The organism is Pseudomonas sp. 21, assembly GCF_000955805.1.
Lineage (GTDB): Bacteria > Pseudomonadota > Gammaproteobacteria > Pseudomonadales > Pseudomonadaceae > Pseudomonas.
Genome location: NZ_JYOA01000002.1, coordinates 97,059 through 109,855 on the forward strand (window position 1 = coordinate 97,059; position 12,797 = coordinate 109,855).

Annotated in this window: 10 protein-coding genes; 3 read left to right on the top strand and 7 right to left on the bottom strand. The window is 66.3% G+C overall.

Annotated elements, in window-relative coordinates:
- Positions 1-104 precede the first annotated feature (104 nt).
- Positions 105-2,837 carry an aconitate hydratase AcnA gene (acnA, locus tag UB43_RS04855; RefSeq protein WP_045209138.1) on the bottom strand — a complete coding sequence of 911 codons (2,733 nt, stop codon included), beginning with the start codon at positions 2,835-2,837 and terminating at the stop codon, positions 105-107.
- Positions 2,838-3,182: 345 nt separating this feature from the next.
- Between acnA and rlmM the strand changes: the two genes are divergently transcribed.
- Both rlmM and UB43_RS04865 read left to right on the top strand, forming a co-directional pair.
- Positions 3,183-4,250 carry a 23S rRNA (cytidine(2498)-2'-O)-methyltransferase RlmM gene (gene rlmM, locus UB43_RS04860; RefSeq protein WP_045209140.1) on the top strand — a complete coding sequence of 356 codons (1,068 nt, stop codon included), beginning with the start codon at positions 3,183-3,185 and terminating at the stop codon, positions 4,248-4,250.
- Positions 4,251-4,350: 100 nt separating this feature from the next.
- Positions 4,351-5,229 (top strand): MaoC family dehydratase, encoded by an 879-nt coding sequence (locus tag UB43_RS04865; RefSeq protein ID WP_045209141.1) that lies wholly within the window; start codon positions 4,351-4,353, stop codon positions 5,227-5,229.
- Between the two features lie 229 nt (positions 5,230-5,458).
- On the opposite strand, the gene UB43_RS04870 is transcribed toward UB43_RS04865, so the two are convergent.
- The gene (locus tag UB43_RS04870) at positions 5,459-7,015 is read right to left on the bottom strand and encodes an alpha/beta hydrolase (RefSeq protein WP_045209143.1); all 1,557 of its coding nucleotides are present in this window, start codon (positions 7,013-7,015) and stop codon (positions 5,459-5,461) included.
- Positions 7,016-7,167: 152 nt separating this feature from the next.
- On the opposite strand from UB43_RS04870, the gene tusA reads away from it, so the two are divergent.
- Positions 7,168-7,407 (top strand): sulfurtransferase TusA, encoded by a 240-nt coding sequence (gene tusA, locus UB43_RS04875; protein ID WP_015477744.1) that lies wholly within the window; start codon positions 7,168-7,170, stop codon positions 7,405-7,407.
- A 156-nt stretch (positions 7,408-7,563) separates the two neighbouring features.
- Here the strand turns inward: tusA and UB43_RS04880 are convergent, their stop codons facing one another.
- From UB43_RS04880 to UB43_RS04900, 5 genes are all read right to left on the bottom strand, one after another.
- The gene (locus UB43_RS04880; protein WP_045209147.1) at positions 7,564-8,379 is read right to left on the bottom strand and encodes an ABC transporter permease; all 816 of its coding nucleotides are present in this window, start codon (positions 8,377-8,379) and stop codon (positions 7,564-7,566) included.
- Positions 8,380-8,391: 12 nt separating this feature from the next.
- Positions 8,392-9,228: an ABC transporter permease gene (locus tag UB43_RS04885; RefSeq protein ID WP_045209150.1), complete on the bottom strand. Its 837-nt coding sequence runs from the start codon at positions 9,226-9,228 to the stop codon at positions 8,392-8,394.
- A gap of 15 nt (positions 9,229-9,243) precedes the next feature.
- Positions 9,244-10,374: an ABC transporter substrate-binding protein gene (locus UB43_RS04890; RefSeq protein ID WP_045209152.1), complete on the bottom strand. Its 1,131-nt coding sequence runs from the start codon at positions 10,372-10,374 to the stop codon at positions 9,244-9,246.
- Positions 10,375-10,430: 56 nt separating this feature from the next.
- Positions 10,431-11,516: an ABC transporter ATP-binding protein gene (locus tag UB43_RS04895; RefSeq protein ID WP_045209155.1), complete on the bottom strand. Its 1,086-nt coding sequence runs from the start codon at positions 11,514-11,516 to the stop codon at positions 10,431-10,433.
- 139 nt (positions 11,517-11,655) lie between these two features.
- Positions 11,656-12,579, bottom strand: coding sequence for a LysR substrate-binding domain-containing protein (locus UB43_RS04900; RefSeq protein WP_037018793.1), 924 nt, complete (start codon positions 12,577-12,579; stop codon positions 11,656-11,658).
- Positions 12,580-12,797: the final 218 nt, after the last annotated feature.

The following is a 12,797-nucleotide window of genomic DNA, read 5'->3' on the forward strand; positions in this document are numbered from 1 at the left end:
TCAGAAGAGTGACGCCGAGAGAATGACGATAGCGTATCGCCACTGGTCACCGAAATGAAACGAAAGAAGGAGGGCGGCGGCCCGTTGCAGGCCGCCGCGCCGCTTTAGATCAGGCTGCGCAACACATAGTGGAGGATGCCGCCGGCCTTGAAGTACTCGACTTCGTTCTGGGTATCGATGCGGCAGAGCACCTCGAAGCTGTCCTGGCTGCCGTCCTCGCGCGTCACCCCGACCTTGAGGTTCATGTGCGGCTTCAGCTCGCCCGACAGGCCGCTGATGCTCAGCACTTCCATGCCGGTCAGCTTCAGCGCCTTGCGGTCCTGGCCATCCTTGAACTGCAACGGCAACACGCCCATGCCCACCAGGTTGGAGCGGTGGATGCGCTCGAAGCTCTCGGCGATTACCGCTTTGACGCCCAGCAGGTTGGTGCCCTTGGCCGCCCAATCGCGGGAAGAGCCGGTGCCGTATTCCTTGCCGGCCACGATGACCAGCGGCGTGCCGTCCTTCTGGTAACGCATGGCGGCGTCGTAGATCGCCAGCTTGTCGCCGGTGGGAACGTAGAGCGTGTTGCCACCTTCCTCGCCGCCGAGCATCTCGTTCTTGATGCGGATGTTGGCGAAGGTGCCGCGCATCATCACCTCATGGTTCCCACGGCGCGAGCCGTAGGAGTTGAAGTCGGCGTAGGCCACACCGTGCTCGCTGAGGTAGCGGCCGGCGGGGCTGTCCTTCTTGATGTTGCCGGCGGGGGAGATGTGGTCGGTGGTCACCGAGTCGCCCAGTACCGCGAGGATGTTGGCCCCCTGGATGTCCGCGACTTTCGGCGGTGCCTCGGCGATGTGCTCGAAGAAGGGCGGATGCTGGATGTAGGTGGAGTCGTCCTGCCAGGTGTAGGTCTGGGCGTCCGGCACCTGGATCGCACGCCATTTCTCATCTCCCTGGAAGACTTCGGCGTACTCCTTGTGGAACATCGCGGTATCGACTTTCTGTACGGCGTCGGCGATTTCCTGCTGGGTTGGCCAGATGTCCTTCAGATAGACCGGCTGGCCGTCCTTGCCGGTGCCCAGCGGGTCCCTGGTCAGGTCGGTGCGCACGGTGCCGGCCAGGGCGTAGGCGACCACCAGTGGCGGCGAGGCCAGCCAGTTGGTTTTCACCAGCGGGTGCACGCGGCCTTCAAAGTTGCGGTTGCCCGATAGCACCGAGGCGACCGTCAGGTCGGCCTGCTGTACCGCCTTCTCGATGGGCTCCAGCAACGGCCCCGAGTTGCCGATGCAGGTGGTACAGCCGTATCCCACCAGGTCGAAGCCCAGTTCGTCCAGGTAGCGGGTCAGGCCGGCAGCATGGAAGTACTCGGTCACCACTTTCGAGCCAGGTGCGAGCGAGCTCTTCACCCAGGGTTTGCGTTGCAGGCCCTTCTCCAGCGCCTTCTTCGCCAGCAGGCCGGCAGCCATCATCACGCTGGGGTTGGAGGTGTTGGTGCAGGAAGTGATGGCGGCGATCACCACTGCGCCGTTCTTCAGCCGATAGGTATGGCCTTCGTGCTGGTAGTCGGCCTCGCCGGTGGCGGCCGACGCCCCGACGGCTGCGCCGCCGCCACCTTCGTTGAGCAGGCGGCCTTCTTCGCTGGGTACGGGTTTGATCTGCAGGCCAAGGAAGTCATCGAAGGCCTGGCTGACCTGGCCGAGGGCAACGCGGTCCTGGGGCCGCTTGGGCCCGGCGAGGCTGGCTTCGACATCGCCCATGTCCAGTTGCAGGGAGTCGGTGAACACCGGCTCGTGGCCTTTCTCGCGCCACAGGCCCTGGGCCTTGCTGTAGGCCTCCACCAGTTTGACGGCGTCGTCCGGGCGGCCGGACAGGCGCAGATAACCCAGGGTGATCTCGTCCACCGGGAAGAAGCCGCAGGTGGCGCCGTATTCCGGAGCCATGTTGGCGATGGTGGCGCGGTCCGCCAGCGGCAGGTCGGCGAGGCCGTCGCCGTAGAATTCGACGAATTTTCCGACGACACCTTTCTTGCGCAGCATCTGGGTGACGGTCAGCACCAGGTCGGTGGCGGTGATGCCTTCCTTCAGCTTGCCGGTGAGCTTGAAGCCAATCACCTCGGGAATCAGCATCGACACCGGCTGGCCGAGCATCGCCGCTTCCGCCTCGATGCCGCCAACGCCCCAGCCGAGCACGCCGAGGCCGTTGATCATGGTGGTGTGCGAGTCGGTGCCGACCAGGGTGTCGGGGAAGGCGTAGGTGCGGCCGTCCTCGTCCTTGGTCCATACCGTGCGCCCCAGGTACTCCAGGTTGACCTGGTGGCAGATGCCGGTGCCCGGCGGCACCACGCGGAAGTTGTCGAAGGCGTTCTGCCCCCAGCGCAGGAAGGCGTAGCGCTCGCCGTTGCGTTCCATCTCGATCTCGACGTTCTGGGCAAACGCCGACTGGCTGGCGAACTTGTCGACCATCACCGAGTGGTCGATGACCAGGTCGACCGGCGACAGCGGGTTGATCTTCTGCGGGTCGCCGCCGGCCCTGGCCATGGCGTCGCGCATGGCGGCCAGGTCGACTACCGCCGGCACGCCGGTGAAGTCCTGCATCAGCACGCGGGCGGGGCGGTACTGGATCTCGCGCTCGGAGCTGCGGGTCTTCAGCCAGCCGGCCAGGGCTTTGAGGTCGTCGCCGGTGACGGTGTTGTCGTCCTCCCAGCGCAACAGGTTTTCCAGCAGGACTTTCAGGGACATGGGCAGCTTGCCCAGGTCGCCGAGACTCTTCGCCGCTTCAGGCAGGCTGTAGTAGTGATAGGTCTTGCCGGCGACCTCCAGGGTACGCAGGCTGTTCAGGCTATCCACTGCGGGCATGACATTCTCCTCAGGCTTGGATTCTGCTCGTGATCGTCAGGCACGGCTGATGTCGGGTGCGCTAGCGATACTTGGCGAAAGTGCGTTCAACCGAGCTGATCCATCGCAGAAAAAGCGCGATTGGCGGCAAATTTCGCCATGCAGGGTAATCATCGGGCAGTCTTCTGGGCGGTTAGGCCAGAACACTCAAGCTAGACCGTCCGACGGGGTGTTGCCATCTGTTCTGGACCGTTCGCTGGGCGAACGGGTTCAGAACAAATGACTCTGTCTGTGGGACTATTCCTGCGAATCTGCATGAAACCTTCGTGGGCAGCCTCTATAGTGCGCGGCCGAGGAGACACCCCGATGAATACCCTGTTACTGCACTGCCGGCCGGGCTTCGAGAACGAGGTCTGCGCCGAGCTGTCCGAGCACGCCGCGCGCCTGGACATTCCCGGCTACGCCCGTGCCAAGCCGGCTACCGCCTACGCCGAATTTATCTCCATGGACGCCGATGGCGCCGAGCGCTTGATGCGCCAACTGCGCTTCCCCGGGCTGATCTTCCCGCGCCAGTGGGCGCGTGGCACCGGCTTCACCACCCTGCCGGAGCAGGACCGCATTGGTGCGATCCTCGAGACCGTGGCCGCTTTCCCGCAGTGCGGCAGCCTCTGGCTGGAGGTGTTCGACACCAACGACGGCAAGGAACTCTCGACCTTCTGTCGCAAGTTCGAAAAGCCCCTGCGCGCGGCCCTGGTGAAGGCCGGCAAGCTGGTGGAAGACCCCAGCCTGCCGCGCCTGCTGCTGACTTTCCGCTCTGGCCGCGAGGCCTTTATCGGCCTGGCCGAGGCGCGCAACTGCGCCATGTGGCCGATGGGCATCCCGCGCCTGAAGTTCCCTCGCGAGGCGCCCAGCCGCTCGACGCTCAAGCTGGAAGAAGCCTGGCACCACTTCATCCCCCGCGCCGACTGGGATCGCCGTCTGGCGCCGGACATGCTCGCCGTGGACCTGGGCGCGTCGCCCGGCGGCTGGACCTGGCAGCTGGTGAACCGCGAGATGCGCGTGGTCGCCGTGGACAACGGGCCGATGGCGGAGAACCTGATGTACTCCGGGCTGGTGGAGCACCAGCGCGTCGATGGTTACGCCTTCCGCCCGCGCCAGCGCATGGACTGGATGGTCTGCGACATCGTCGAGAAGCCCGCACGCACGGGAGCGATGATCGAGACCTGGATCGGCGAGGGGCTGTGCCGCGAGGCCATCGTCAACCTCAAGCTGCCGATGAAGCAGCGTTATGCCGAGGTGCGGCGCATCCTTGACCGCCTGGAAGAGTCCTTCCGCGAACGCGGGCTGAAGGTACAGATCGGCTGCAAGCAGCTCTACCACGACCGCGAGGAAGTGACCTGCCACCTGCGCCGCCTCGAGAAGGGCGAGCGCTAGCGACTCGGAACGGCTCCGTAGCGCCACCCGACCTTTGGTGGCTTGTCGCGCCGCCCGGCATTGCCCATGCTAGGCGGCGCGAATCCTTGCGGAGTCCTTCGTGAAGCGAAAGTTGCCCTCCCTGCTGGGCAGTTACAGCCGTATGCTGCTGCCGCGCCGTGGCCTTGGCCGCGATGAGCGCGTGCCCTACCTGGCAATGGACAGCCGTACTCTGAAATTCGACCTGCGCCACCTGCGCGCCTACCGCCAGCACTTCGGGCTGGACGCGGCGCTGGGCGTGCCGCTGCTCTATCCGCAGGTGATCAGCCTGCCGCTGCACCTGCGCCTGCTCAGCCGTTCGCGCATGCCGCTGTCGGTGGTTGGGCTGATCCACCTGCGCAGCCACATCCAGCGCTATCGCATGCTCGACGAGAACGAGCCGCTGCAGTTCGATTGCCGCATCCTCACCAGCCGACGCAGCGAGCTGGGGCTGGAGGTGGATGTGGTCACCGAAGCCTGGCACCACGACATGCTCTACTGGCAGTCGATCACCACCTACCTGCGCCGCGGCGATTTCCTCGATGCCGAGGCCAAAGCCGATCCGCTGCCCGAGCGCGCCCAGTGGCACACCCTGGAAGCGCCGGTGCATTCCGGCGTGCAGTGGCGCGTGCCGAAGATCGTCGGCTGGCGCTACGCCGGGCTGAGCGGCGACTTCAACCCGCTGCACCTGTCGCGGCTGATGGCCTCGCATTACGGCTTCGGCAAACCCTTCGCCCACGGCATGTGGGGCCTGGCGCGCAGCCTGACCGGCCGCCGCCTGGCGGAGAACGTGCGCCTGGATGCGCACTTCAAGGCGCCGCTGCCGCTGGGCAGCCAGGTGAAGCAGGTCTATCGCCGCCTCGGCAAGAAGGAGCAGTGGGCGTTGCTGCCCGCCGAAGGCGATGGCCAGCCAATGCTGCTGGCGCAACTGGACGAGGCACCGGACGGGCCCTTGCGCTAGACGCTTTGCCGGGAAGCGTTGGTGCGGCTCTGTTCGCGAGCAAGCTCGCTCCTACAAACAGTGCGCCGATGCAAACCTGTAGGAGCGAGCTTGCTCGCGAACCGCTCGGCGCAGCGCTTGCCCGATGCTGACAGACCGTCGAACACGGTGTCTGCCGCCATTGCTCGCGGGTCATTGATGGGTATCGCTTCGCTCCACGCCATCCTACGGTTCGACGATCGATGCGTATTTATCGACGCTCCGCCACGCGCGGCTGCAGCGGCACCAGGCTCGGTAGCTGCACCTCGCCCTGCAACTCAACCGGTGAGAAGCGCCAGGAACTGTTGAACAGGTACTGGTCGCTGAAACCGCTCACCAGCAGGCCGACCTCGTCCCCCGGCGCAAGGCTGGTGCTGACGGCGTTGAGGCGTGTGCTGCCCTGATTCGCCAAGGGTTTCACCTGTTCATCCAGGCGCCGCGTGCGGCCGTCGGCGCTGCGGATCGCCAAGGCCGCGAAAACCTGTGCGTCCGGGCGTTCCGCCAGCGGTTGATCCAGGCGCACTTCGGCGCTGCCGAGCAAGGCGCTGGTTTCGCTCACGCGCTGCAGGGGGATGAACCTTGAAGGCTGAACCAGGCCACTCAATGCCGGCCGGATCGCCGTGGCCGGCAGCGCGACGGTGGCGCCTGGAGGAGGCAAGTCGTCCAGCGCCACTCCCTGGTCAAGATCGAGGCTGATGCACAGGTCCGGCACGCCGTCGGCGGCGCCAGGGCGCTTGCGCAGCTTTTCCTCGTACCAGGCGACGATGCCGGTATAGAGATTGATCGCCCGCGAGCCGCAATGGATCACCGGCTCATTGTTGAACGGCGGCAGCCCGCTCCAGGTTTGCAAGGGCGGCGGCAGGATGTGGCCGCCCTGCATGCCCAGCAGGCGCACGTCCGCCGGGCCCTGCTTCAGGCACTGGCGGATCTGCAGGCCCTGGTCCAGCGGGAACAGGGTGTCGCGCAGGCCCTGGATCAGCAGGGCGTCGGCGTGGGGCAAGCGGCCGGCCGCGCAGTAGCTGGCGAGGCTGTTGGCGTGCAGTTCGGCGCGTACCGGCTCCGCCATGCGCCCGCCAGTGGTGTGCAGGTAGTCGGCCTGGACGAACTTGCCCAGGTCGTAGCCGGTGGCGAGGCCGAGGCTGACCAGCACGCCTCCCCAGCCGATCTTCAGCTGGCCGTCCGGCGCCAGGGCGTCGGCCAGGTCGTACCAGGTCGCGATGGGCACGATGGCGTCGATGCGCGGGTCTTGCGCCGAGGCCAATAGCTGCACGGCGCCGCCGTAGCTTTCGCCGAGCATGCCGGTGCGCGGGTCGTTGGGGCCGTCCATGGTCAGTCGGTCCAGGTGCGTGGCGGCCCAGTCGATCACCGCGCTGGCATCCTGGACCTCGAACTGCGGGTTCATCATCTCGATGCGCCCGTCGCTGCCGCCCCAGCCACGCTGGTCGTAGCTGACCACCCAGAAACCGGCCTTCCAGGCGCGCAAGGCGGCGCGGCCGGACATCATGTTCTTGCCGTAGTAACCCTCCGGCCCGGTCACCCGCCAGCCGCCCCAGCCGTGGGTGTGGACGATCACCGGGGCCGTTTCACCGGCCTTCAGCGCGGGCTGGAAGACCGTGGCGGAGAGCCGGGTGCCGTCGCGCGCGACGATGACCGCCTCGAACCAGGTGGCCGGCAGGTCCTGGCCGCGGCGGGCGCTGAAGTCCGGAACCTGGTTGCGGGCGGCGCAGCCGGCGAGCAGGGCGAGGCACAGGCAGAGAAGGGCGCGCATCGGGACTCCAGGCAGGTCAGGCAGGTGCGCCAGCATGCCCGGCGCCCGCAGCGCCCACCCCCAACCAAGGTTGGGTGACCCGGACGGACGCGGGGTGACCGCGTGGTGCGCTTTGCGCGACAATGCGCCATTGGTTTTTCTGGAGTTACGCGATGTCCCAGCCTGTCGATGCGATTCTCGACGCCACCGGCCTGAACTGCCCCGAGCCGGTCATGATGCTGCACAACAAGGTGCGCGACCTGCCGGCCGGCGGCCTGCTCAAGGTGATTGCCACCGACCCGTCCACCCGCCGCGACATCCCCAAGTTCTGCGTCTTCCTCGGCCACGAACTGGTGGAGCAGCAGGAAGAGGCGGGAACCTACCTGTACTGGATTCGCAAGAAGGCGGAGTGATCTGGCGGGGCGCGCTTTGCGCCCATTCTTGCAGGATGCGTGTAGGAGCGGGCCATGCCCGCGACCCGTCTGACTCCCGGCGTTGACGGGAGATACCTGTAGGGGCGGACATTGTCCGCCGATCGCGGGCATGGCCCGCTCCTACAGGGACGCTCTTCAGCTGCCTACCGGGCGTGCGGCAATCTTCTGGGCGATCATCCGCCCGATCAGCGCGACGAAGGTCAGGGCGATCAACACCACCGAAATCGCCGCCACCGCCGGGTCGATGTTGTCGCGCAGGCCGGACCAGATCTGCCGCGGCAAGGTGTTCACCTCGGTACTGGTGACGAACAGGGTCACCGCGATCTCCTCCCAGCTCAGCGCGAAGCACAGCAGCGCCGTGCTCGCCACGCCCAGCTTGAGGTTCGGCAGCACCACCATGAAGGTGGTCTGGCCCAGGCTCGCGCCGAGGTTGCGCGCGGCCAGTTCGATGCGTCGGTCCAGTTGGCTGAGCGCCACCAGCATGGTCACCACGCCGTAGGGCACCACCATCACGATGTGCGCGATGGTCAGCCCGAACAGGGTGTCGTAGCCCAGGCCGGGAGCGAACTGGCTGACCTTGGTTTCCATGAAGTACAGGACCATCGCCGAGATCATCGGCGGGATCGCCATAGGCAGCAGCACCAGGCCGATCAGCAGGGTCGCCAGGCGCGAGCGCAGGTACCAGATGCCGAGGCTGAAACTCACCGCCAGGGCGGTGGCGATGATGCAGGTGGCGGTGGCGACCATCAGGCTCTGGCCGATCGCCGAGAGCCATTCGGGGCTGTCCAGCAGCGCCTGGTAATGCCGCAGCGACCAGTTGCCGTTGGGCATCGACAGGAAGCGCTTGCTGGTGAAGGACACCGGGATCACCGCCAGCAGCGGGAAGACCATGAAGATCATCGCCATGGTCGCCAGCAGGCGGCTGGGGGCTTTGGTTTCGTGTGCGTTCATCGTTGAAAGTCCTCAGCCGACCAGCTTGTCGACGCGGGTCATGCGCAGCAGCGCCCAGATCATCCCGCTCACCAGCGCCAGCAGCACCACCGAGAGCGCCGCGCCCAGGCCCCAGTTGCTGGTCTGGAACATCTGCAGGTAGACGTACTCGGCCACCATCACCGTCTGCCCACCGCCGAGGATCGCCGGGGTGATGAAGAAGCCCAGGCAGAACACGAAGACGATGATGAAGGCGCCGAGGATGCCGGGAATGGTCTGCGGCACGAAGATGCTCCAGAAGGTGCGCATCTGCCCGGCGCCCAGGCCTCGCGCGGCCAGCAGCACGCGCGGGTCGAGGCGGCGCATGGTCGAGACCAGCGGGAACAGCGCGAAGGGCACCATGAAGTGGACCATGCCGATCACCACGCCCAGTTCGTTGCGCGTGAGCTGCAACGGCTCGTTGGTGATGCCCAGGTATTGCAGCCAGTCGTTGAGCAGACCATTGCTGCGCAGGGCGATCAGCCAGCCGAAGGCACGCACCAGCACCGAGAGCCAGAACGGGATGAACACGCAGATTTCCACCACGCGCTGCCAGAACGGCGGGCTGTAGACCCAGCAGTAGGCCATCAGGTAGGCGATCACCAGGGAGATCACGCTGACCGTGGTGCACAGGCGGAAGGTCCGCCAGAGCACGTCGTGGATCGCCGGGTCCGTCATGATCCGCTGGTACTGCTCGATCCCCGGCTCCGGCAGGGTCACGCTCCAGCCGAGCACGCCGAGGAAGGGCAGTACGTAGAACACGAACAGGACGATCGGCAGCGGCAGCAGCAGGGCGCCCAGCTTGAGCCGCGAGGGGGCGTTATCGGCCATGACCTGCGCTCCGCGTCACTTGGAAATATGGGTCAGGTACTGCTCCAGGGTCGCCGCGTAGTGGTCGGTGTACCACTCGTGGCTGAGCATCACCTGCTTGGGCAGGTTGGACGGGTCGGTGCAGTTCAGGTGCTTGCGGTCGTCCGGGATCAGCGCGGCGGCGGCGGGGTTGGCCGGGCCGTTGCCGAACATCTTGAACAGCTCGACCTGGGACTGAGGGTCCTGGGCGTAGGCAATGAATTTCATCGCGGCCTCGGTGCCGGCCGGGTTGCCCTTGAGCACGCCCCAGTTGCTGCAGCCCAGCAGGGCGTTGTCGAAGGTCCACTTGATGCGGCCTTCGCTGTCTTCGGTAATGACCTGAGCGCGGGTGTTCCAGATCGCGCCCATGGAGACTTCGCCCTCGATCAGCAGTTGCTGGGTCTCCGCGCCCGAGCCCCAGAAGGCCAGTACGTGGGGTTTCAGCTCCTCGATCTTCTTCATGGCGCGCGGCACGTCCAGGGGGTAGAGCTTGTCCGGTGCCACGCCGTCGGCCAGCAGCGCGGCTTCGAGCATGCCGTTCATCCACTTGTAGAGGGTGCGCTTGCCGGGGAAGGTCTTCACGTCCCAGAAGTCCGCCCAGGTCTTCGGCGCCTTGTCGCCGAAACGCTCGCTGTCGTAGGCGATCACGTAGCTGAGCATGTAGTCGGCGATGCCGTACTCGTAGGCGAAGCCCGGCAGCACCTTGTCCCTGGACACGACGTTGTAGTCGATCGGCTGCACCAGGCCTTCCTTGCCCAGGTTCTGCAGGATCGAGCTTTCCGCGTCGACCACGTCCCAGCTCACCCGGCCGCTGGACAGCTGGGTGCGGATGGCGCCCTCGGTGGGGCCGCTGCCGTCGATCTTCACCGGAATCCCGGTGGCCTTGGAGAAGCCCTCGGTCCAGGCCTTGCCGAAGGCCTTGATCGCGTCACCGCCCCAGTTCACCACCACCAGCGGCTTGTCGCCGGCGGCGAAGCTCACGCCGTTGCGCAGGGCCAGCGGCAGCGCCGCCATCAGGCCCATGCCCTTGAGGAAGGTGCGGCGGTCGATCTGGCCGCGACGGGTCTTTTCGATGAGGACTTCGATGCAGTCTTGCTGGTGCGGATTGAACTCTTTGGGATTGAACATGGGGGCAGCTCCCGATCAGGTGGGATGGCGAAAAGGGGACTAACGCGTTCGGTGGCTCAGGCCAGCAACAGGCTTTTCTCGATGGGCCAGCTCAGCCAGACCTTCGAGCCGTGCTCCAGGCGCGAGGCCTGGTGGTCGGCATGTACGGCCAGGCTCATGGGCAACTTGCCTTCGGCGCCGGCACCCAGGCACAGCTCGGTGCTGGCGCCCTGGTAGGTCTTGGCGGTCAGCACGGCCTGCACCACGTTGTGGCCATTCACCTGTGGCGGCGCGCTGTGCAGCTGCATGTGCTCGGGGCGTACCGCCAGCAGCGGCGCGTCGGCCTGCAGGGCGGGGGAGTAGCTGGCGCGCAGTTCGGCCTCGCCGAAGCGTCCGCAGGCCAGCTCGCCGGCGCGGCCCACCTGGCTGAGCGGGAAGAGGTTCATCTTGCCGAGGAATTCGGCGACGAAGCGGTTGTTCGGCTGGTTGTAGATGACTTCCGGCGCATCGACCTGGGCCAGTTGGCCGCGGTTGAAGATGGCGATGCGGGTGGACAGGGCGAGGGCTTCGTTCTGGTCGTGGGTGACGAAGACGAAGGTGGTGCCGACCTGGCGGTGGATGCGTTGCAGTTCGGCCTGCAGCTGCTCGCGCAGGTTCTTGTCCAGCGCCGAGAGCGGTTCGTCGAGCAGCAGCATGTCCGGCTCGAAGACCAGCGCGCGGGCGATGGCCACGCGTTGCTGCTGGCCGCCGGAAAGCTCGCCGGGGCGCTTGCCCAGGTGCTCGCCGAGGCCGACCACTTCGAGCATGTGGCGTACGCGACGGTTGCGTTCCTCGGCCTTCACGCCGCGGATCTTCAGCGGGAAGGCGACGTTGTCCTCGATGCTCATGTGCGGGAACAGGGCGTAGCCCTGGAACACCATGCCGAAGTTGCGCTTCTCGGCGGGGCGCCTGGTGATGTCGGCGCCGCCTTCCTCCAGGCGACCGCGGGACGGGTCCTGGAAGCCGGCGAGGATCATCAGGAAGGTGGTCTTGCCGGAGCCCGACGGGCCGAGGAGAGTGAGGAACTCACCCTGCTGGACGTCGATGTTCACGCCATCCAGCGCGTTGAAACTTCCGTAGCTCTTGCCGATGCCGATGGCACGGAGTTGGGGCTGTCGCTCCACTGCACTTACCTCGATTTCTTGTTCTTGTTCGAGCAGCCGCCGGGTGAGGATCAGGTAAAAATCAGCGGCCTTTTTTTAACGCAGTATTGTCAAATCTCTCTTCGCTTCAATCGCGTTTTTTTGCCCTCATTGTTCGAAATCACTCACCAATCAGCGCATGACGCGCGTTCTGCCGGAACTGCTCGGACATCCGCAACTCGGCCTTCATCCAGGCCTTGAAGGCCCGCACGTCGGGGCGTTCGGACTTGGCCGGGTCGGTGACGAAGTAGTAGCGGTTGGGCGGCTCGATGGCGACGTTGAACAAACGCACCAATTGGCCCTTGGCCATGGCGTCGCCGCTGACGAGGGCATCGCCCATGGCCACGCCTTGCCCGGCGATGGCCGCCGACTGCACCAGATGCGCGTCGGAGAAGACGATGCCGTTGCGCACGTTGAGGTTCTTCACCCCGGCGGCGGCGGTCCACAGCAGCCAGTCGGAGTGATCGACCATGTGCAGGAACGGCAGGCTGGCCAGGTCTTCCGGCGAGTCGAGGCCGCCGACGGAGTTGATCAGCGACGGGCTGCACACCGGGAAGGTGTCCAGGGTGGCGATCAGGTCCACGTGCAGGTCCTGCCAGTCGCCCACGCCGTAGGCGATGAACAGGTCGACGTCGCGGTCGCTGACGTCGTCCGGCACCCTGGGGGAGACCAGGTTCAGCTCCACCTGCGGGTGGGCGCGCTGGAACTTGCCGATCTGGTGGCACAGCCAGTAGGTGGCAAAGCCCGGCGTGCAGCTCACGCACAGGCGGCCGGAGACTTCCTCGGCATTGGCGAAGCGCCGCGCCTCGTTGAGGATCGCCAGGGCGCGCTGGGTTTCGCGGGCGAAGCATTCGCCGTGGTAGGTCAGCGCGATGCCGCGGCCCACCCGTTCGGTCAGCGGGATGCCCAGGCAGTCTTCCAGGCTGTGCAACTGGTGGCTGACGGCGCTGCGGGTCAGGCTCAGCTCGCTGGCCGCGCCGGACAGGCTGCCCAGTCGGGCGACGGCGTCCAGCACGCGCAGGGCGGTCATCGAGGGGAAACGCATGGCTCACTCCAAGTGCGCGAAGTGGAGCCTTTATCCCTGAGCGGGGCGGTGGTGTCGAGTGGCTGCGGGTACGGGCGGAGAGGGTGGGGGCGCTTGGCACCTGCATGCGAGGAACGAAACCTCAATGACGACGCAGACCTGTAGGAGCGCGCCATGCGCGCGATCCCCCGGCACGGCCGGCGCCAGCCCTCTGGTGTAGGAGCGCCCCATGGGCGCGA

Coding starts and splice junctions, on each gene's coding strand:
- rlmM (WP_045209140.1), top strand. CDS start 3,183: ATGAATACCCTGTTACTGCACTGCCGGCCGGGCTTCGAGAACGAGGTC.
- UB43_RS04885 (WP_045209150.1), bottom strand. CDS start 9,228: ATGGCCGATAACGCCCCCTCGCGGCTCAAGCTGGGCGCCCTGCTGCTG.
- UB43_RS04890 (WP_045209152.1), bottom strand. CDS start 10,374: ATGTTCAATCCCAAAGAGTTCAATCCGCACCAGCAAGACTGCATCGAA.
- UB43_RS04900 (WP_037018793.1), bottom strand. CDS start 12,579: ATGCGTTTCCCCTCGATGACCGCCCTGCGCGTGCTGGACGCCGTCGCC.
- UB43_RS04880 (WP_045209147.1), bottom strand. CDS start 8,379: ATGAACGCACACGAAACCAAAGCCCCCAGCCGCCTGCTGGCGACCATG.
- acnA (WP_045209138.1), bottom strand. CDS start 2,837: ATGCCCGCAGTGGATAGCCTGAACAGCCTGCGTACCCTGGAGGTCGCC.
- UB43_RS04870 (WP_045209143.1), bottom strand. CDS start 7,015: ATGCGCGCCCTTCTCTGCCTGTGCCTCGCCCTGCTCGCCGGCTGCGCC.
- tusA (WP_015477744.1), top strand. CDS start 7,168: ATGTCCCAGCCTGTCGATGCGATTCTCGACGCCACCGGCCTGAACTGC.